Source organism: Burkholderia multivorans ATCC BAA-247 (assembly GCF_000959525.1).
Lineage (GTDB): Bacteria > Pseudomonadota > Gammaproteobacteria > Burkholderiales > Burkholderiaceae > Burkholderia > Burkholderia multivorans.
In genome coordinates this window covers 1,064,188-1,082,680 of the sequence record NZ_CP009832.1, presented here as the reverse complement: position 1 = coordinate 1,082,680, position 18,493 = coordinate 1,064,188, and the positions used below count along the sequence as shown (strand labels likewise).

Below are 18,493 nucleotides of genomic sequence, written 5' to 3'. Positions count from 1 at the left end.
TTTCAGCGCCGCGTCGTGGCTATCGCTTTTGGGCGGGAGTCCGGTCGATCGCGAAGACGTCGGCGAAGAAGCGGACGAAGACGGGGACGCGGCCGGCGCCGCGCTCCCTCCCACGCGCGGAACGGAGACGCGAAGTGGGGGCCGCGTGCTCGGCTCGGCCGCATCCGCGGATGCGCGACTCGATAAAGGAATGTGTGAGCTTCGCGACGATGACCGGGAAGGCGGAAGCGGTACGTCTTGCGGTTGTTTTTCCGCGTGATGTTGGATTACTTCAGCCGACGTCCTGGCAACGGGAGATTCGGGACGACTGATCGAAGATGACATGGTGACCCCTCTTTCGGTATGACCGACCTATCGATGAAAATTCGTTTGTGCCTTGCGAATGCCGCCGATCGCTCGGAGTGTCATCCGACAGTCGTCTGCAACGCTGAATGGAATTCTCATCGATCGAAAATGTGGGACGGTTGCGATAGCGAAGAACTGACACAGAAGACGAACCCATTATCAGCGCGTCATCGATCTGTTACACCGAGCCGTACATACCCGCTTCAGCTTAAAACCAGCCACTTTTTCGCCCGCGAGCAAGCCGCGGGCGCCGGTTCGACTGCGTCACTCGCCCAGATAGGCGGCACGCACTTTGGGATCGTCGAGCATGTCTTTCGCATTGCCCGACATCGTGATGGCCCCCGAATCCATCACATAGCCGCGATTGGCGGCTTGCAGCGCGAGGCGGGCATTCTGCTCGACGAGCAGCACCGTCAGCCCTTCCTTCGAAATATCGCGCACCACTTCAAAAATCTTCTCGACCATGATCGGCGAGAGGCCCATCGACGGCTCATCGAGCAACAGCAGCTTCGGCCGGCTGATCAGCGCCCGCGCCATCGCCAGCATCTGCTGCTCGCCGCCCGAGAGCGTGCCGGCAAGCTGCTTGGCCCGCTCCTTTAAGCGCGGGAAATAGCCGAACATCCGGTCGACGTCCTTCTGGATGCCCTCCGCATCCGAGCGCAGGTACGCGCCCATCTGCATGTTCTCCAGAATCGACATGCGCGCGAAGATGCCGCGCCCTTCCGGCACCATCGCCAGCCCGCGCTTGAGCAGCTCGTGCGGCGGCACGCCCTTGATCGACTTGCCCTGGTATTCGATGTCTCCCGCCGAGTAGGGCTTTAGGCCCGTGATGGCCTTCATCGTCGTGGTCTTGCCGGCGCCGTTCGCGCCGATCAGCGTGACGAGCTCGCCTTGCGCGACCTCCATGTCCACGCCCTTCACTGCCTGAATGCCGCCGTAATTGACTTGCAGGCCCTTGATCTTCAACATTGCCGTAGCCATCAGTGGACCCCCGCGCCCAGATATGCCTCGATCACCTTCGGGTCCTTCTGCACGTCTTGCGGCAGACCTTCGGCGATCACCTTGCCGTAATCGAGCACCGTCATGCGGTTGCACAAGTGCATCACGAGCTTCACGTCGTGCTCGATCAGCAGGATCGTTCTGCCGTCGTCGCGAATCTTCTCCAGCAGCTTCGTGAGCTCGAGCTTCTCGGTCGCGTTCATCCCCGCGGCCGGCTCGTCGAGCGCGAGCAGCTTCGGGTCGGTGGCCAGCGCCCGTGCGATCTCGAGCCGGCGCTGGTGGCCGTACGAGAGGTTGCGCGCCGTGTAGTCGGCGTACTGCAACACCCCGACGTATTCGAGCAGCTCCATCGCGCGCTCTTTGATTTCGCGCTCTTCCTGCCGCTCGGCCGGCGTCTGGAATACCGCCCCGAAAAGACCGTGCTTGGTACGCACGTGACGGCCCACCATCACGTTTTCGAGCGCGGTCATGCCCCCAAAGAGGCGAATATTCTGGAACGTGCGCGCGATGCCGGCAGCGGCCACCTGATGCACCGCCGTCGGCGTGTAGGGCTTGCCGTCGAGAATGAACTCGCCCGAGTCGGGCGTATAAAGGCCCGTGATCACGTTGAAGAACGTCGTCTTGCCGGCCCCGTTCGGGCCGATCAGACCATAGATCTGGCCTTCCTGGATCTGCAGGCCCACTTCCGAGAGCGCCTGCAGGCCCCCGAAGCGTTTGTTCACGCCCTTGACGGACAAACGAATGCTGTTGCTCACGAAATTCTCTCCGCTCAGGTCTCGCTCAAATTTCGCTCATCTGTCACTCAAGCACGCACCGGCTTTCTGCCGTTTCGCTTGGCCAGTTTCGCGATCTTGTCCTCGTGCTTCGCCGCGGGCCACAGACCCTCCGAGCGGTACAGCATGATGAGCACCATGGCCAGACCGTACAGCAGCTGGCGAATCACCTCGGTATCGATAATCTGATGCCCGAAGATCGCATGCTGCAGCGGACCCATCGTCGAGCGCAGGAACTCGGGAAACACCGCCAGCAGCACGGCGCCCAGAATCACGCCCGGAATATGGCCCATGCCGCCAAGCACCACGCAGGCGAGCACCACCACCGATTCCCAGAACGTGAACGACTCCGGCGAGACGAACCCTTGAAAGCCCGCGAACATGGCGCCCGAAAGCCCGCCGAACGAGGCGCCCATCGCGAAAGCAAGCAGCTTGACGTTACGCGTATTGATGCCCATGGCCTTGGCCGCGATCTCGTCTTCGCGGATCGCCGCCCACGCCCGCCCGATACGCGAATGCTGCAGGCGCGTACATACCCAGATGACGAGCAGCGCACAGAGCACGAACAGGTAGTAATACATGTACACCGACGGGAACTGGAATCCGAAGAGCGTATGCGTTTGCGACAAATTAAAGCCGCCCACGTGCACCGGATCGATGCCGGTGATGCCCTGCGGACCGTTCGTGATGTTCACGGGGCGATCGAGGTTGTTCATGAAGATCCGCACGATCTCCCCGAAGCCGAGCGTCACGATCGCCAGATAGTCGCCGCGCAGCCTGAGCGTCGGCGCGCCAAGCAGCACGCCGAAGAGCGCCGCGAGCGCCATGGCGATCGGCACGATGATGAAGTACGACAGGTGCATGCCGCCCGGCCACATCTGGGCGAACCATTGGAACTGGTTGGCCAGGTGCGGCGAGGTCAAAAGCGCCGCCGTATAGGCGCCCACCGCGTAGAACGCGATATAGCCCAAGTCCAGCAGGCCCGCGAAGCCCACCACCACGTTCAGGCCCAGCGCGAGCATCACGTACAGCATCGCGAAGTCGAGCACGCGCACCCAGTAGTTGCCGCCGGCCGCGCCGATGATGAGCGGCGCGGCAATCACGAACGCCGCCGTCAGTACGCCGACGACGAGCGTCTTCGTCGCGTTTCTCTCGGGGATCAGCGTCGTGGACGGCTCGACCGGTTGAATTAAGGCCATTTCTATGCTCCTTACCCTTACACCCTTTCAGCTTTACACTCGGGCACCCCGAACGCCAAACGCCTTAACGCCCTAATGCCCCAACGTTTTCTACGCGCGGTCCGCGACACGCTCGCCGAGCAAACCCGAGGGCCGGAATACGAGCACGACGATCAGCACGATGAACGCGAACACATCCTGATAGTTGCTGCCGAACACGCCCCCCGTGAGGTTGCCGATATAGCCCGCGCCGAGCTGCTCGATCAGCCCGAGCACGATGCCGCCGACCATTGCGCCGCCCAAGTTGCCGATGCCGCCGAGCACGGCGGCCGTGAACGCCTTGATCCCGGGAATGAAGCCCATATAGAAGTGGATGTTGCCGTACTCCGAAGCGATCATGAGACCGCCCAGCGCCGCCAGCGCCGAACCCAACATGAAAGTCACCGAAATCACGAAATTCGGATTGACGCCCATTAAGCTCGCGACAAGATGACTTTCGGCGATCGCGCGCATCGAACGCCCAAGCTTTGTCTTGTGCACGAGCAGCAGCAGACCGGCCATCATGATGAACGCCACGACGATGATCACGATTTCGGTCATGGAAATGACGACGCCTGGGCCGTTCGCGCCTGCATGGACCAGCGCAATCGGATCCGTCGGGAGCAGCTGCGGAAACGGAAGCGGATTACGCCCCCAGATGATCATGGCGAGCGTCTGAAGCAGAATGGAAACGCCAATCGCCGTGATGAGTGGCGCCAAGCGCGGCGCCCGGCGCAGCGGCCGATAGGCGACGCGCTCGATCGTATAGCCGACCGCCGCACAGGCGGCTGATGCCATCGCGAGCGCAACAAGCAACGTTGGAACGTTGCCGAGATTCGGAAAGTGCCGTTGCAAGACACTGATCGCGGAAAGCGACACCATGGCGCCCACCATCAGCACGTCGGCGTGCGCGAAATTGATGATGGCGATGATTCCATAAACCATCGTGTAGCCCAACGCGATGATTGCGTAGACGCTGCCGAGTACGAGTCCGTTGATCAACTGCTGAAGAAAAATATCCATATCCAGCTCACCAAATGCAACTGTCACGCGTTCGTCGGACGATCATGCGAATTCTCGAGGCGTGCGGCCGCAGCACGCTCTCTTGCGTGGCCAATGGGGTGACCGGCAATGCACGAGGTGTGCGTGAGACGCACGCGAATCGCAAGCGTACCGGCCTGGCTCAACGAGCAAATACCAGTCGATTAGTTCTTTACGAAGTCGAGCAAGGTTTGCTTGCCGCCGACATATTTGTAGATCGAAATCGTCCCGTGGCGCAGATCGCCCTTGGCATCGAATTGGGTCTGGCCGAGCACGCCTTGGTAGTCGGTCGCCGGCATCGCGGCGAGTATCTTGTCGGGGGAAGCGGAGCCGGCGCGCTTCATTGCCTCGACGATGACATACACCGCATCATACGCAAACGGCGAGTTCAGCACCGGGCGCGTGCCAAAGCGCTTCAAGTAGCGTTCCGTGAAAGCGGGTCCCTTCGGCATCTTTTGCAACGGCGAGCCGGCGATCGAGCAGATGACATTGTCCGCCGCTTCGCCCGCAAGCTTCGAGAGATCGTCCGCGCAAAGCCCGTCGCCGGCGAGGATCTTTTGCACCATGCCGAGTTGCTTCGCCTGCTTGGCGAATGGGCCACCCGTCGCATCGAGACCGCCGTACATAATCACGTCTGGCTGCTCGCCCTTGATTTTGGTCAGGATGGCGCGGAAGTCCGTCGCCTTGTCGTTGGTGGCGTCATGCGAAAGCACGACGATACCGTCCTTCTTTGCCTGCTTCTCGAATTCGACGGCAAGACCCTGTCCGTACGCGGTTGCGTCGTCGACGATCGCAACTTTCTTGACCTTGAGCGTCTTCGTCGCGTAGTCGGCGAGTGCCGGTCCTTGCTGCGCGTCCGTTGCCACCACGCGATAGGTGGTTTTGAAGCCCTGCTGCGTATAGGCCGGATTGGTCGCCGAAGGCGACACCTGCACGATGCCTGCGTCGCTGTAAATTTTCGATGCGGGAATCGTCGTACCCGAGTTCATATGGCCGACGACGGCGACAACCTTGTCGTCGACGAGCTTTTGCGCCACTTGGGTGGCCTGGCGGGGATCGCCGGCATCATCCTCGGCGTCGAGCACGAGTTTCACTTTCTGGCCGCCAACGACGAGGCCTTTCTCGTTGATTTCCTCGACCGCCAAACGCGCGCCGTTTTCGGTGTCCTTGCCGAGATAGGATGCCGGACCGGTCAAAGGCGCGACCTCCCCGATCTTGACCGTTTCGTCGGCATAAGCCGCTCCGACCGGCGCCGCGACCAGCGCACCGACCATGCCAACCGTCGCCACGCCGCGACCCAACGTTAAGCTCTTGCTCATTGCTGCACCTCACCAATTGTTCTGGCTTGACCAAAGAAAAGGCGGTCACTGCAGGCGTCCTTCGCGAATAGGAAATCGCATCCGCCACCAAGCCCGTCTCACTCGCTATACCCCGACGATCCAATGGACCGTCCCCGGCGGATCCCGTCCTTCAATCCCGCACGACGCCGTTCCGATGACGGCGGAGACGAATGTATGTGGACACAAACTCACGGCATTGCACCGATCTGCCAGAAAACAGAAGATATGCGACAGCGGTGGCGCGCGGTGGACGGCCGTATAATGTCGACGTCCCGATTTCGCTGTCGCGCATGCGCCCCTCCGACGATCCCCCGTCCAGCACGACTCCAGCGCACGAATTGGTCGAACGGCTGGACTCCCTTTCGACTGCCGCCGAGCCGTCGCAGCGGCGCTCCGGCGCGGAGTTGAACGTCGGAATTCTGCTATGGCCGAGGTTTCCGCTACTGTCGCTGGGCGGTCTTTGCGATGCCTTGCGCCACGCGGCCGATCGCGGCGACCAAAGCCGCCAGCTGCGCTGCGTATGGACGACGATCGGCGCACCCAACAGTACCGTCGAATCCAGTTGCGGGATCGCCGTGCCGGTGCAGTCCGTCTTTCCGGATGTCAAGCAGTTCGACTACATCGTCGCGATCGGCGGATTGCTGCCCCACCTCGATCAGGTCGACAAGCGCTGCTGGGACTATCTGCGCGAAGCGGCGCAAGCCGGCGTTCCGCTCGTAGGGATTTGCACCGGCAGCTTCGTCTTGGCGCGCGCCGGTTTGATGGACGATCGCGTCGCCTGCGTGCATAGCTTCCACTTCGACGACTACCGCAATATGTTCCCCGGTCTGCGCGTGGTGACGCATGCGGACTATCTGATCGATGGGGACCGGGTCACGTGCGCGGGCGGCATATCGGTCATCGAGCTTGCCGCGCGGCTCATCAATCTGCATTGCGGGCCGGACCGCGCGGCAAAGGTCATCCATCAGATGACGGTGAGCCGCCAGGCCGGCTCTTCCTTCGTCGAGCGCCGCCGGGCGCTCGGTTACCTCTCGGTGGACGATGCCACCGTGCGGCACGCGGCGTTGCTGATGGAGGAAAACCTCGAAGCGCCGCTCAATATCGCCGTCATCGCCAAAATGGTCGGCACGAGCGTGCGCCAGTTGGAGCGCGCTTTCATGGCCGAGATGAAGGTGTCGCCAAACGAGTTTTATCGCCGCATGCGTTTGCGGTACGCGCGCTGGATGCTGCTCAATACCTCTCGCAAGGTCACCGATATCGCCTACGATTGCGGCTTTGCGGACTCCGCGCACTTTATTCGCGTCTTTCGCGAGGCGTACGGCGTCACGCCGGGCAAGCTGCGCAGCTCCCGCTCAGGTCCGACAACCGACTGACGCATCGCTTCACGGCGGCTTGCGCTGCTTGCTTTCGTGCTTGCTTTCGCGCTCATTTGGCAGCCCTGTCGCTTCCGTTCTACTTTTTTGCCGATCGGTGCAATCTCACGAGCGCCGCTTGATCGTACATTCCATTCACTCAAAAGATCGGGCGTCGCTCAAGAGGTTTGACGCGCGCTAGCCGCCCAACTGCGTCGTTTGCGATGCATCGCGGCAAAAGACATCGGAAAGCCACATGCAGATCATGGTATTGGGTGCGGGCGTCATCGGCCTCACGAGCGCCTATTATTTGAGCCGCGCCGGGCATCAGGTGATCGTCGTCGACCGCCATGCGGACGTCGCAACCGAGACCAGCTACGGCAACGCGGGCCAGCTCTCGTACAGCTATGTCGCGCCGCTCGCGGGGCCGGGCGTGCTGTCGAAGCTTCCCGTCTGGCTGATGGATAAAGACTCGCCGGTTCGCTTCAGGCCCTCGGCCAATCCCGATCAATGGCGCTGGTGTTTGCAATTCGCGCTGGCTTGCACGCGCAAGCGCAGCAATATCACCACTCGCAGATTGCTTTCCCTGTCGTTTGCCAGCCGAACGCTCATGCACGAGCTGGTGCGGGACGAACCCCTGCTCGACTTCGATTTCCAGCATTCGGGCAAACTCATCTTGCATCGCTCCGCCGCCGCGATGCAATCCGCCGTGGACTTGCTCGAATACCAGCGCTCACTCGGCTGCGAGCAGACGGCGCTCAGCGCGCAAGAATGCGTCGCGCTCGAGCCCGCGCTAGCGGACGTGCGTAAAGAGATTGCCGGCGGCATTTATACCCAAAGCGAAGACACAGCGGACTGCTACCGCTTTTGCCAGAGCCTTGCGGCGATTCTGCGCTCACGCGGCGTGCAGTTTGCGATGAATACGCCGATCGACGAGCTCCGGCTTTCAAAGCGCGGCTACGTCGAGGCTCGCAGTGGCGCAGCCACGCTGCAATCGGAGAACATCATCATCGCGACCGGCACAGGCTCCAGAAGTCTGCTTAAACCGTTGGGGATCGACGTTCCCATCTACCCGCTCAAGGGCTATAGTTTGACCTACCACCTCGGCCGCCACGCCGGGGCGCCGAAGATCAGCGTCACCGATTTCGCGCGCAAGGTCGTCTATGCGCGCCTTGGCGACCGGCTGCGCGTGGCCGGCATGGCGGACCTCGACGGGTACTCATTGAAGCCCGACCCAGCCCGTCTCGCCACACTGCGCGCCGAGACGGCAGCCTTCCTGCCGAAGGTCGCGGCCGATCAGGGCGAAGTCAGAGAGTGGACTGGCCTGCGTCCTGCCACCCCGCACGGCACGCCAATCATTGGGCCCACACCGTATCGCAACCTTTGGCTCAATGTCGGACACGGCGCGCTTGGCTTCACATTGGCGGCGGGATCGGCGGCGCTGCTTACCAACTGGCTCGATCAAAATACCGATTCGGCGCTTTCCAGCGTATTTGCACTCAGTCATTGAGCGGGCCACCTGTGATCGACCGTTCACAGTCCATTCCGATAACATCCATCCGCACCGAATGAGAGACAAACCTAATATCGTAGTGATCGGCACGGGCGGCACCATTGCGGGCCGCGGTGAAAGCGCGGCGAATACCTCCGCCTACGCCTGTTCAATACTGACGATTGACGAGATTCTGTCCGCCATTCCCGAAGCATCGTCGCTCGCGAACCTGAGAGCGGAGCAATTGCTGCAAACCGGCTCCGAAAACTTCAACAACGATCATTTGCTCAAGATCGGCAAGCGGGTATCGGCCGTTCTGAAAGACGACGACGTCGACGGGGTCATCCTGACACACGGCACCGACACGATCGAGGAAACCGCCTACTTCCTGCACCTTACGTTAAACAGCGCAAAGCCCGTAGTCGTCGTCGGATCGATGCGCCCGCCCTCCGCGATGAGTTCCGACGCCTCGCTCAACCTTTACGATGCCATTTCGGTGGCGATTCACCCGGCCTCGCGCGGAAAAGGCACGCTTGTCGTCGCCAACGAAGAGATCCACACCGCGCGCGACGTCATCAAGACAAACAGCTTCAAACTTGAAGCGTTTCGCTCGCCATACGGCGCGCTCGGGTACGTCGTCGAAGGGGAGCCGCGCTACTACCGCGTACCGTCCCGCGACCATACCTTTCTCACTGAATGGTCCATCGACGAGCTCGAGCATCTGCCGAAAGTCGATATCGTCTACGCGTATGGCGCGCTCGGCGAGGAGGTGATCGGTACGGTCGCATCCGATGCGAACGGACTCATTTATGCGGGCACCGGCAACGGCAACGTGGCGGAGCGCATCATCGAGCCGTTGCGAGCGGCGTCGCGCAACGGCCTGCAAGTCGTGCGCGCCTCGCGCACCGGCAACGGAGTCGTGATCCGCAATGGTGCGCAGCCGGACGACGATTACGGTTGGATCGTGGTTGACGACCAAGCGCCGCAAAAAGCCCGCATTCTGCTGATGCTGGCCATGTCAAGCAATCCGCGCGAGCGAAGCGCGCTGCAAGCAGCGTTTTATCGCTACTGAAACACGCGGTCCGGGTGGCGCAATCGGGTTTGCGTCATGGCGCATCAGGTCGTATTTCCAAACCTGGCCATCCGGCGGCCCGCCACATTCGGCGTTCTCAGGATGGAAAACATTATGCATATCATCACCGACGACCAAGTCCATGAGCTCATCACGATGAGCGACGCAATCTCCACGCTGCGACTTGCATTGGCGGAGCAAGGCACCCAACAGGCCAAGATTCAGCCGCGAGTGCGCACGCTCGGCGAAAGCATTTCATTGAGCACCATGGGAGCGATTTTGCCGGGCGCGGGTGTTTGCGGCGCGAAGGTATATTCCACACATAAGGGCATCTTCGACTTCGTCATCCCGTTGTTCTCCACGCAAGACGGGCGGCTGCTCTCGATCATTCATGGCGGCGCGCTAACCGAATACCGTACAGCGGCTGTGACGCGCATCGCATTCGATGCGTTTGGGCGCTCCGATTCAAAAGTGCTGACGGTGTTCGGTACAGGCGTACAGGCAAGATCCCATATTCGCGCGATCGTCGAGCACTCGGCCATCGAGCAGGTACTCATCGTCGGCATAGAACACGTCGCTGAGACCGTCGCGCAGATGCAGGCGCTCTTTCCGCAAGTGCGCTTCGATGCGTCGTCCGCCGAGGCGGCCGTGAAAGCCGCCGACGTCATCGTCACCGCGACGAGAAGCGCCGTGCCGCTCTTCGATGGCGCCGACGTCAAAGCGGGCACATTCGTCGCGGCCATCGGCTCAAGCAAACCGAATGCACGCGAAATCGACGATACGGTGCTTTCTCGCGCCAGCCTCATCGTCGTCGAATCGCTGGAGCAAGCAAAGGCTGAAGCCGGCGATCTGTTGATGGCCGCTGCCGGGGTAATCCATTGGGAAGAGGTGGTCGAGCTTGGCAGCGCGATTGCCAACGGCGACTCTCTTGGGCGCGACGAAGGCGATATCACCGTCTTTAAATCGCTTGGCATAGGGCTCGCCGACGTTGCCCTCGGCGAACTCGTTACGCGACGGGTCATGCAAAAAGCGCAAGCCCTCGCTTGAGAGACAGGCACGCGTCGCGCAAGCCGGCTTTCGCGCCGGAGCCGCGCGAGCCATTCGCCCACTGAGCCATAACTTCGTCCCGTGCGGAGCGAACGCATCGACGAAGCCGAAAATAGGCGTATGTCATTCCGATGACATTGCCAACGAGCGGCACGCAAACGCCATTCGGTTCGGCTTTCAATCGTTCATTTACATGGGAAAAGTCATGTCCGGCACTAACCCTACTATTCTTGTCTCGCGCCCTAGCAGTGATTCGATCAATCTTTTGGCCAGCGATGATGCTGGGCCGGCCACATCGACTGCAAAAGCCGAGCGGCCCGGCCGGCCGGAGGGCACTCCGCCGGGCGCGCTTCTGGCAGTGATGACCCGAGCGCCGAGGTTGGGATCAACCGAATCTCCAGTTGCCCGCCGAGCCTCTCTGAATCCTCCCTCGATCGTCACGCCCCCGGGTCTTGCCCAAGCGCGGCGCTCCCTTGTTTCGGTGGAGGGCAACATCGTTGCTCCGTCTTATGCGGATGCGGGCGACTCCGCCACTGGAGTTGCCCCTGTAACTCAGGACACGCGGACACCGTTAGGTTGATGACACCGCATTACGCCTGAACTCGCGAGGCGAGCGGTATTGCAGGGCTTTATGCGGGTGGCGCTCATTGTAGTGTTCGAACGCGATAGCCAGATGCGAGAGCGCCGTTGGTGCGTCAGGCTTGTCCATATAGGCAACGTAATTGTGCTTCATGGTCTTCACGAACGATTCAGCCATGCCATTGCTCTGCGGCGAACGTACCGGCGTGGTCAGCGGCTCAAGGCCCAGTTCGCGAGCGAAGCTGCGCGTACGGTGGTCGATGTAGGCCGAGCCGTTGTCCGACAGCCATTCGATGGGCTGCGCGGCCCGTGTGGTACCGAAGCGCTGCTCGACGGCGGCCAGCATCACGTCGCGCACCACATCACCGCTATGCCCGCCGGTCGTCGCTGCCCAGCTAATTGCCTCACGGTCGCAGCAGTCCAGCGCAAACGTCACGCGCAGCGGCGTACCATCGTCGCACCGGAACTCGAAGCCGTCGGAGCACCAGCGGGTGTTGCTGCGGTCTACGGCAATGCGACCGTCATGCCGCCGCTTGTCTCGCCGCACTCCGGGGCGGCGCAGCAGCAACTGATGCTCACGCATGACCCGATACACGCGCTTGACGTTGACGCACGGCGCACCGGTCTGCTCCCGACTGCGACGCAACAGCGCCCAGACACGCCTGTAGCCGTAAGTCGGCAGATGCGCTACATGGGTCTGAATTTCCTCGACCAGTCCAGCGTCATTGGTCACGCGGGCACGGCGACCATCGCGCCAGTCAGACAAGCGAGTTCGCTTCACCGCCACGGCAGAGCGCGCCACGCCGAGAACTTCGCAGACCGTCTTCATCGGTCGTCCCCCGGCAGCAAGGGCGAGCGCGCAATCAGGTTTTTTGAACGGCCCCATTCCACGGCTTCTTTCAGGATTTCGACCTCCAGCGTCTTCTTCCCGAGCAGCCGTTGCAATTCCTTGATTTCCTTGATGGCGGCGGCCAGTTCAGATGCCGGCACAACGGTTTCGCCTACCTTCACCGCCGCCAGACTGCCTTCCTGGTATTGCTTGCGCCAGCCGAACACCTGGTTGGCATTGACGCCGTGCCGACGCGCCACGGCCGACACCGATGCTCCCGGCTCAAGTGTCTCCTGCACGATGGCGATTTTCTCTTGCGCCGTGCGCCGACGACGGCGCTCCGGCTCGGTCAGAATTTCGATGCTTTCCACGTAATGACTAGGCTTACTGATAGGCACAAGACTATCCCTCATTTTAAGAGAGTCCTTGTGTCCTCAGATACGTGGGGCCGCTCCAATCAGCATCGAAACAACTCGGGTCGCGAGTTGTGCTCGTACTGCAACGCTGCTGGTTTCCGGAGGGCTACTGTAGATGGCCTTGAAGATCAGATAAGCCCGCCCGCCCTCATACAGGTCGAAGGGTGCGGAAATCGACGGTCGCCCTGTCCGGATGGTCTTGTCTATCGCCCCCCGAAACTTGCTGTCGGCATAGACATCCAGCCCAAGGACCGGAAGAGCAGCCGGCTCCTGCGGCTCCATGAAGGTTATCGGATAGTAGACAGAGCGGGTCGATGCAGGATGCCATTTCCGCTCGCCCCCATATCCGTAATCTTTGATGAAGTACCCGAGCGTGACCTTCTTTCTTGCCCAAGCCTCGAATTTCCCGACGTCAGCCAGCTCCACGCGCGGCTGCAACTCGATCATGTAGATGTGCGGATAGCGCGTCAGCATTTGGTGAGCGTAATCGCTCAAGCCCTTCGACTCCACGCCGGGGAACGTGTGCAGCAGGGAATCGATGCCGGCGAGTACGGCTTCATTCTGGTCGAGCCGCTGGCGAACGATTTCGTAGGTCGTCTCACTCTGGCCCACGAACTCTCTTCGCAGACGGGCAATCTCGGAGGCAACAAGAACACCAATGACGATCGATGCCGCAGCTATCCACCCGGCAAGGGCAACAACAATCACTTTGGCGGAAGGACGGAGATGCCGAATGGAAAGCATCATCAGGATCAGGCACGAAACCAAGGCCAGCCATTGTAAGGGGAAGCCTGCTGCCAGCAACCGATGAAGTGAACACACGGACGGACTTTGACCTAGCTCGCGGAAACGATCATCAGGGAGTAGAGCCAACGGGGCACGCTCCCCATCCAGACGGCAAATTGTAACTTATAGTGCGTGTCCTCATAGAGAGTGGCTTCATAAAGGTCAAATCCATACCCTCCAACGGATGTTCATGGACATCCAACGATGGATTACGACCCGCTCGAATTGTTCGGAAAACGGCTGGTGGAACTGCGAAAGGCGAAAGGCTGGTCGCAGGAAAAACTCGCCCTCGAATCGGGCTTGGCGCGGTCGTATGTCGGCGGGATCGAGCGCGGTCAGAGAAACATCGCGCTCTACAATATCTGCGTCCTAGCCGAAACCTTGAACGTCCCGCCGAGCGATATGCTCGCGTTCGAGTCCGGTCACGGGAAAAATCAGCGTCGCAAGTAGCTTGCTGCGCCTCGGGAATATGCCGACGTCGCCCCTTCGATCCCGCTATCTCCGATCCAACACAACACACGTGGCCGTGTGGTCACACCACCCGCGCGAGAATCCGCCGCTGCGCTTGATACTGAACGTTTTGGGCGTCTCCCTGCAACTCTTCCAAAGCTTTCATCAAAACGTCCTGATACAGCGGTAGCAACGCCTCCAAGCGTTCGGCGATTCCGGCGTCCGCCGCCAGATTGTTCACGAGCCGCTGATACCCATCGAAGCCGAACATTCGGTCGCGAATGGGCTGGAGAACGCACCGGCGATTGTCGTTTTTCTCCTCGGTGATGTCGATATATCCGAGATGCTTGAGGTCGAATGCCGCGCCGATTACCTGCCCCTGGCTGCCGCCGAGAACACAACTCAGTTCGTGCAGGGTCATGCCCGGAAATGCATTGATCAGTCCGAGTGCTCTGGCCGCCATCGGCGTCATCTGCAACGCGCTCGCGAGCGCCGACGCTCGACATCCCTCATAGGCGGTCATGAAGGCGTGAAACCGGGAAAGAGGATCGTTCGTGGTCATAGGTCGTTGATTTTTCTGAATTGGCCCTTGCCCGACGGCGTTCGCTGTTATCCCCGACCGCTCAGGCATTTCCGCACGATACGGCAAAGTCGCCTCGAATTCAACCATATTGGAATATTACATTCCACTATGGTTGTTCATCACTACCGGAATGAAGACGACCATATCGGCCTATGACTACCCGCCCTACCTCGCCCACCGACGATGCCGAAGACGCGCTGCTTGCTGCTCGTGTCGGGACCGCCATTGCCGAACAACGGCGCGCACGCGGTCTGACTCAGGCCAAGCTTGCGGAGATGATCGATCTGGAACAGGAGGCGATTAGTCGATGGGAGCGCGGTACGAGGATGCCGACCTTGCATCGGCTCCAGCAGCTCAGCGACGCGCTGGACTGCTCGGTCGACCAGTTATTGCAACGTGGATCGAAGCGGCCGGACGACCAACTGGCGATGATTGCGAATGCGCTCAATGGATTGGATAGCGACGAGCGGGAACTCGTCGTGAATTTTGTTCAGCAATTCGCTGGCATGCTCAAGGCCAAGCATCCAGCAAAGAGCAAGCGGCACAAGTAGCGATCAGGACTCGATGCGATGGCCGACGTACTCAGCCCATGCCAAGTCAATCAGCGATGGAGGAACATCGCTCATCTCGAATCCCGGAATGTCTTCGAGCGACATCAACAGACGTTCGATGAAGCTGGTCCATGGGAGATTGCCTCCGAAGCTGTCCCGGACCAATGCAACCAGATCGCGAATCTGCGCGATGGTAAGTGACGGGTAGTCCTTATGGTGTTGGCTATCATTCATGCGCCGATTATCCCGGCGACACCCCGATTCCAGCTACGATGTGGTATAAGGTTGAATATCAAGCTGACAACTTAACGGGGACTTCACAATGAGATTCACCTCTAAGGCGGCGAGCGCCCTCTTGCTTGCAGTTTCTCCGGCACTCTCCTACGCGCAAAACTCGGTCAGCCCCGAAGATGAAAAAGCGATAAAGCAAGCCATCATTCACGAATTAACTGACCCAGATAGCGCAAAATTCCGCGAAATACGGATTAGCGCAGACGGTAATACTGCATGCGGCTACGTAAATGCAAAAAATAAGTTTGGCGGATATACTGGCTTCAAGATATTTCAGGGCGCCATCATCAGAACTCCAAACTACCCTACGCGCTTTGCACCCATCTCAATTTCAAATAGCGAAATCGAGGAACAAGCGAACCTCATCGTATGTCACAAGAATGGCGTACTCCGATAGCACGAAACATCGTCAACTCGGGCGAGAACAATCATGGCGGTCACGATGTATTTTGACAAGACTGTTTTGGATCAAAGCGGCAAAACCTCAATGGACGTCGAATTTGGCCGCTTCTCGTTCTACCCCGAGGACAGCATCTACCTAGCCATAGATGGAAAGACTGTAATTACGGATCACGCAACTGCAAAACGATTCGTTGATGCAGCCGTGGCGGTTGGCAGCTATCACGGCTTTGCGGCTTGATCGACACGCCAGTTTAGAATTGACACACAAAGCAATTCGACTCGATATATTGGGCTGCTGGGGCCAAGCCAATGACAAGCAAGCTTGAAGATGAACAAAGATTTTTACGCAAGCTGTGCTCACAAAACCGCTTTTATCTTGTCTGGCGCGGCGAGATGGCATGCGAAAAATGCTTTTACAACTGGCGATCAAGAAGGTCGTCTCCTCCCGCCCGCTGCCCAAGATGTAACTCGAAAGAACTGCGTGCAGTGAAAGAGAAAGAGTTCTATTGAGACGGAGTCGCAGCATGGGTTTCTTTAAGTCCAACGCCTGAAGAAGGAGAAGTTGCTCGCTAAGCACTACCAGCGAGTATCTCCCGAATAGTCGCGACAACATCAGGTCTCTCGCCTCTGCGAGACTCGCGACGTTTAACGCACCTTGCTCGCCTTTCCGAGATCCGCCATGATCGTCTGTACGTCGTTCGCATATCTCTCGATAGGCCACAACTCGAACGCAGCCGAGCCGTGTTCGTCAATCAACGAGTATGCGAGCAGGCACATTGGTCGATCGAACAAAGAGTCGCTACCAACACGGCCGGCGATCTTCTTCGCCAGAGCAGGCAGAGTAACGAGCTCGCGCAATTTTTCTCGATTCGTTTGCGTTAGCCAGTCGCGATATTTGCTCAACACCGTCATTGTATCGTCGTCACTAGCTGACACATCGCGATACCCCGTGACTTGCGCATAGACATCAGGCAAGAACCGAAGCCATTCTTCACGCTCCGTATTCACCTGATTTAACTCTTCAAGCGCCTCACAGAACATGCTGTCCGTCGTTTCCATCAGCGCCATGCACCGAGCAACTAGTCGCTTCGTGGACGATGGCACTACGCCCGCTGGCTTGTAAATGTTGTCATGCACAAGTTCCGCATATGCATGCTGCAACAACGTTCGCACTTGGACTTCGCACGCAAGATCCGCTGGCACTTCAACCTCGTTGAGTACCAGCTTGCTCTTATTTCTTGCGAGATAATGGACCGACTGATAGTCGAAGACCATTGGCTCCTGGCTGATTTCGAATGACGGGTCCCGCTCCCTGCTAAGCGTCCAGTCTGTGCAGTGAGCCAAAGCCTCCTGTAGTATGTCGATGTCCGTGCGCACTAAAACGATGAAGCGTGCCCCCACTAGATCCGTGATCTGCCTGCCGGGATCTGTGTATCCTTTCCTGTCGATTTTCTCAAAAGCGGACTTGGCACTCTTCACACGATAGGTCGGCTCCACCTTGAAGAAGGATCCATACCTATGCTCTCCGATTTCGCCTCGCACCCGATTAGTGACTCGCTGGACGACAAATTTCCCCCACTCCTCAAGTGCGGGAGATAGATCGCCAAGCCACTTATCGACTTCGTCTTGGGTCATTCCTGTGACTGAAGTGTGCCGTTAATGGTAACTGTAGTTACCCCATCAACAGACGTGTCGATAGAAACAAGCTCCTTCAGTTTGTCAGGTGGCGTAGAAATCACTACGTCCCCCGAAAAAACCATTCGCTGTCGCCGTTTAAGCTTCGCTTTGATGTACTCCGTGTTCTTGGATACTGCATGCACCGGAAAGTTGGCACGCTCCATGAAATCGCAATACTCGTCACGTGTAGCTCGCTCAAAGTGTTCATCCCCAAAGTCGGCCACGCTGAGGGTCTGTTTGTTGCTCCGGAGCTCTGAACGCAACGCATCGACAAGATCCATACGGTCCTCTGGCTCGAAGCCGCGAGAGTTAATGAACTCGATGGTACGTTCGTAGAAGTCCTGTGTCAGACGCTTGTCTGAGGCAGCGATGTCAGCGCCCATGAACCCGCTGTAGAAATACAGCGCAGCGCTTCTTGTCTCGGTCCCCGTCATCAAGTGGTCGAAAAGATGCATCACGAAATGCTCCCGCTGGTACGGCTGAGCACGTCCCGCATTCCCGCCGATCTGTTGCACGTAGCCAATCTTATACAGACGCTGACTGTCAGTAAGAAAGATATTCGTCAGGTAGTCAATCTGAGTCTGCCGACCGTGTCTAGTCTCACCCAACCCATCTTGCATTTCTGCTTTGATGACTGCCATAAATCGGCGTTGCACTCTGCCCACGACGCCCGAAACAACAATAAGCTTGCTCGGCGGCAAATCCCGCGTGACCTGCGCAGCAGCCAAGTCATGCGCCATCTGGCGACTCAGCGCCATGAATTGACCTTCGTCAGCATGCATAGCATCGGCAGCATTCTGAAAAAAGCTGCCCGGACCCGCGTCTCTTATATCGACCTCGATACCGTGCGACCGATGCCCGAGTGCCTGCACAATCCGTCGCGTAAACATATCCATCGCTCCCGGCGGCAAGTGCAGCAAGTCGTCAGCGTAATTTGGCTCGACGACGTTTCTGTCCGCATCCCGTTGATTGATGTGATGAACAACCAGTCGCTCTATGACGAGCAAATCCAACGTCAGCATGGTCCCTCAGCGTGTAGTTATTACTAGCGCGCCGAGTGTGACACATTCCTGCCGGCTGAGGAAAGTTCCCGGCACAAACACTGTACATCTACACAGTATTCCATTGCGCGGGTAGACGCTACCCGTCGAACGGACGATGCCAGGAGGAACAGCGAGAGCGATACCAGTTTCGACGCCACCACCCAAAACCGCCCGCTTGCCATCCCCACGCCAAACCCTGTAGAATCGC

The 18,493-nt window shown here is 59.2% G+C and carries 19 protein-coding genes; 8 read left to right on the top strand and 11 right to left on the bottom strand.

Annotation, left to right across the window (positions count from 1 at the left end; translation table 11 throughout):
- Window positions 1-609 precede the first annotated feature (609 nt).
- The 5 genes from NP80_RS17455 to NP80_RS17435 form a co-directional block, all read right to left on the bottom strand.
- Window positions 610-1,326: an ABC transporter ATP-binding protein gene (locus NP80_RS17455; RefSeq protein ID WP_043279622.1), complete on the bottom strand. Its 717-nt coding sequence runs from the start codon at window positions 1,324-1,326 to the stop codon at window positions 610-612.
- Window positions 1,326-2,099 carry an ABC transporter ATP-binding protein gene (locus NP80_RS17450; RefSeq protein ID WP_006400860.1) on the bottom strand — a complete coding sequence of 258 codons (774 nt, stop codon included), beginning with the start codon at window positions 2,097-2,099 and terminating at the stop codon, window positions 1,326-1,328. The genes NP80_RS17455 and NP80_RS17450 overlap by 1 nt, the downstream gene beginning before the upstream one ends.
- Before the next feature lie 47 nt (window positions 2,100-2,146).
- Window positions 2,147-3,316 carry an ABC transporter permease subunit gene (locus tag NP80_RS17445; RefSeq protein ID WP_006400861.1) on the bottom strand — a complete coding sequence of 390 codons (1,170 nt, stop codon included), beginning with the start codon at window positions 3,314-3,316 and terminating at the stop codon, window positions 2,147-2,149.
- A 90-nt stretch (window positions 3,317-3,406) separates the two neighbouring features.
- Entirely contained in the window at window positions 3,407-4,357 is a 951-nt protein-coding gene (locus NP80_RS17440; RefSeq protein WP_043279623.1) for a branched-chain amino acid ABC transporter permease, read from the bottom strand.
- Window positions 4,358-4,539: 182 nt separating this feature from the next.
- The gene (locus NP80_RS17435) at window positions 4,540-5,649 is read right to left on the bottom strand and encodes a branched-chain amino acid ABC transporter substrate-binding protein (RefSeq protein WP_006400863.1); all 1,110 of its coding nucleotides are present in this window, start codon (window positions 5,647-5,649) and stop codon (window positions 4,540-4,542) included.
- A gap of 356 nt (window positions 5,650-6,005) precedes the next feature.
- Here NP80_RS17435 and NP80_RS17430 point away from each other — a divergent pair, with 356 nt between their 5' ends.
- From NP80_RS17430 to NP80_RS17415, 4 genes are all read left to right on the top strand, one after another.
- On the top strand, window positions 6,006-7,088 hold the full coding sequence (locus tag NP80_RS17430) for a GlxA family transcriptional regulator (RefSeq protein ID WP_233620093.1): 1,083 nt from the start codon (window positions 6,006-6,008) through the stop codon (window positions 7,086-7,088).
- A 235-nt stretch (window positions 7,089-7,323) separates the two neighbouring features.
- Window positions 7,324-8,577 (top strand): D-amino acid dehydrogenase, encoded by a 1,254-nt coding sequence (locus tag NP80_RS17425; protein ID WP_006400865.1) that lies wholly within the window; start codon window positions 7,324-7,326, stop codon window positions 8,575-8,577.
- A 58-nt stretch (window positions 8,578-8,635) separates the two neighbouring features.
- The gene (locus tag NP80_RS17420; RefSeq protein ID WP_035948123.1) at window positions 8,636-9,631 is read left to right on the top strand and encodes an asparaginase; all 996 of its coding nucleotides are present in this window, start codon (window positions 8,636-8,638) and stop codon (window positions 9,629-9,631) included.
- Window positions 9,632-9,667: 36 nt separating this feature from the next.
- Window positions 9,668-10,678, top strand: a complete 1,011-nt coding sequence (locus tag NP80_RS17415) for an ornithine cyclodeaminase family protein (protein WP_006411711.1) — start codon at window positions 9,668-9,670, stop codon at window positions 10,676-10,678.
- 571 nt (window positions 10,679-11,249) lie between these two features.
- On the opposite strand, the gene NP80_RS17410 is transcribed toward NP80_RS17415, so the two are convergent.
- Window positions 11,250-12,499, bottom strand: a protein-coding gene (locus NP80_RS17410; RefSeq protein ID WP_226823114.1) for an IS3 family transposase whose coding sequence is annotated in 2 segments (ribosomal slippage) — window positions 11,250-12,133 and window positions 12,133-12,499 — 1,251 coding nt in all. Because the reading frame shifts where the segments join, the coding sequence is not laid out codon by codon here.
- 21 nt (window positions 12,500-12,520) lie between these two features.
- Window positions 12,521-13,375: a CHASE domain-containing protein gene (locus tag NP80_RS17400; protein WP_006411709.1), complete on the bottom strand. Its 855-nt coding sequence runs from the start codon at window positions 13,373-13,375 to the stop codon at window positions 12,521-12,523.
- Window positions 13,376-13,492: 117 nt separating this feature from the next.
- Here NP80_RS17400 and NP80_RS17395 point away from each other — a divergent pair, with 117 nt between their 5' ends.
- Window positions 13,493-13,738 (top strand): helix-turn-helix domain-containing protein, encoded by a 246-nt coding sequence (locus NP80_RS17395; protein ID WP_006400871.1) that lies wholly within the window; start codon window positions 13,493-13,495, stop codon window positions 13,736-13,738.
- Between the two features lie 82 nt (window positions 13,739-13,820).
- On the opposite strand, the gene NP80_RS17390 is transcribed toward NP80_RS17395, so the two are convergent.
- A complete protein-coding gene (locus NP80_RS17390; protein ID WP_006411716.1) occupies window positions 13,821-14,300 on the bottom strand; it encodes a MarR family transcriptional regulator in 480 nt (159 codons plus the stop codon).
- Between the two features lie 173 nt (window positions 14,301-14,473).
- On the opposite strand from NP80_RS17390, the gene NP80_RS17385 reads away from it, so the two are divergent.
- Complete coding sequence (locus NP80_RS17385) at window positions 14,474-14,872, top strand: helix-turn-helix domain-containing protein (protein WP_045594010.1); 399 nt, start codon at window positions 14,474-14,476, stop codon at window positions 14,870-14,872.
- Between the two features lie 3 nt (window positions 14,873-14,875).
- Here the strand turns inward: NP80_RS17385 and NP80_RS17380 are convergent, their stop codons facing one another.
- A complete protein-coding gene (locus tag NP80_RS17380) occupies window positions 14,876-15,106 on the bottom strand; it encodes a hypothetical protein (protein WP_035948119.1) in 231 nt (76 codons plus the stop codon).
- A gap of 88 nt (window positions 15,107-15,194) precedes the next feature.
- On the opposite strand from NP80_RS17380, the gene NP80_RS30930 reads away from it, so the two are divergent.
- Both NP80_RS30930 and NP80_RS17375 read left to right on the top strand, forming a co-directional pair.
- On the top strand, window positions 15,195-15,560 hold the full coding sequence (locus tag NP80_RS30930) for a hypothetical protein (RefSeq protein ID WP_105756504.1): 366 nt from the start codon (window positions 15,195-15,197) through the stop codon (window positions 15,558-15,560).
- Between the two features lie 33 nt (window positions 15,561-15,593).
- On the top strand, window positions 15,594-15,803 hold the full coding sequence (locus NP80_RS17375; protein ID WP_035948117.1) for a hypothetical protein: 210 nt from the start codon (window positions 15,594-15,596) through the stop codon (window positions 15,801-15,803).
- Between the two features lie 407 nt (window positions 15,804-16,210).
- On the opposite strand, the gene NP80_RS17370 is transcribed toward NP80_RS17375, so the two are convergent.
- The gene (locus NP80_RS17370) at window positions 16,211-17,200 is read right to left on the bottom strand and encodes a GTP pyrophosphokinase (protein WP_051003637.1); all 990 of its coding nucleotides are present in this window, start codon (window positions 17,198-17,200) and stop codon (window positions 16,211-16,213) included.
- Window positions 17,197-18,264, bottom strand: a complete 1,068-nt coding sequence (locus NP80_RS17365; RefSeq protein ID WP_006411705.1) for a nucleoid-associated protein — start codon at window positions 18,262-18,264, stop codon at window positions 17,197-17,199. Before NP80_RS17365 ends, NP80_RS17370 begins: the two co-directional genes overlap by 4 nt.
- Window positions 18,265-18,493: the final 229 nt, after the last annotated feature.

What these genes read in the sequence shown, in the direction of transcription:
- NP80_RS17430 (WP_233620093.1), top strand. Translation starts at nt 6,006, where the DNA reads ATGCGCCCCTCCGACGATCCCCCGTCCAGCACGACTCCAGCGCACGAA.
- NP80_RS17385 (WP_045594010.1), top strand. Translation starts at nt 14,474, where the DNA reads ATGACTACCCGCCCTACCTCGCCCACCGACGATGCCGAAGACGCGCTG.
- NP80_RS17375 (WP_035948117.1), top strand. Translation starts at nt 15,594, where the DNA reads ATGGCGGTCACGATGTATTTTGACAAGACTGTTTTGGATCAAAGCGGC.
- NP80_RS17445 (WP_006400861.1), bottom strand. Translation starts at nt 3,316, where the DNA reads ATGGCCTTAATTCAACCGGTCGAGCCGTCCACGACGCTGATCCCCGAG.
- NP80_RS17380 (WP_035948119.1), bottom strand. Translation starts at nt 15,106, where the DNA reads ATGAATGATAGCCAACACCATAAGGACTACCCGTCACTTACCATCGCG.
- NP80_RS17420 (WP_035948123.1), top strand. Translation starts at nt 8,636, where the DNA reads ATGAGAGACAAACCTAATATCGTAGTGATCGGCACGGGCGGCACCATT.
- NP80_RS17370 (WP_051003637.1), bottom strand. Translation starts at nt 17,200, where the DNA reads ATGACCCAAGACGAAGTCGATAAGTGGCTTGGCGATCTATCTCCCGCA.
- NP80_RS30930 (WP_105756504.1), top strand. Translation starts at nt 15,195, where the DNA reads ATGAGATTCACCTCTAAGGCGGCGAGCGCCCTCTTGCTTGCAGTTTCT.
- NP80_RS17365 (WP_006411705.1), bottom strand. Translation starts at nt 18,264, where the DNA reads ATGCTGACGTTGGATTTGCTCGTCATAGAGCGACTGGTTGTTCATCAC.
- NP80_RS17455 (WP_043279622.1), bottom strand. Translation starts at nt 1,326, where the DNA reads ATGGCTACGGCAATGTTGAAGATCAAGGGCCTGCAAGTCAATTACGGC.
- NP80_RS17390 (WP_006411716.1), bottom strand. Translation starts at nt 14,300, where the DNA reads ATGACCACGAACGATCCTCTTTCCCGGTTTCACGCCTTCATGACCGCC.
- NP80_RS17440 (WP_043279623.1), bottom strand. Translation starts at nt 4,357, where the DNA reads ATGGATATTTTTCTTCAGCAGTTGATCAACGGACTCGTACTCGGCAGC.
- NP80_RS17435 (WP_006400863.1), bottom strand. Translation starts at nt 5,649, where the DNA reads ATGGTCGGTGCGCTGGTCGCGGCGCCGGTCGGAGCGGCTTATGCCGAC.
- NP80_RS17395 (WP_006400871.1), top strand. Translation starts at nt 13,493, where the DNA reads ATGGATTACGACCCGCTCGAATTGTTCGGAAAACGGCTGGTGGAACTG.
- NP80_RS17425 (WP_006400865.1), top strand. Translation starts at nt 7,324, where the DNA reads ATGCAGATCATGGTATTGGGTGCGGGCGTCATCGGCCTCACGAGCGCC.
- NP80_RS17415 (WP_006411711.1), top strand. Translation starts at nt 9,668, where the DNA reads ATGGCGCATCAGGTCGTATTTCCAAACCTGGCCATCCGGCGGCCCGCC.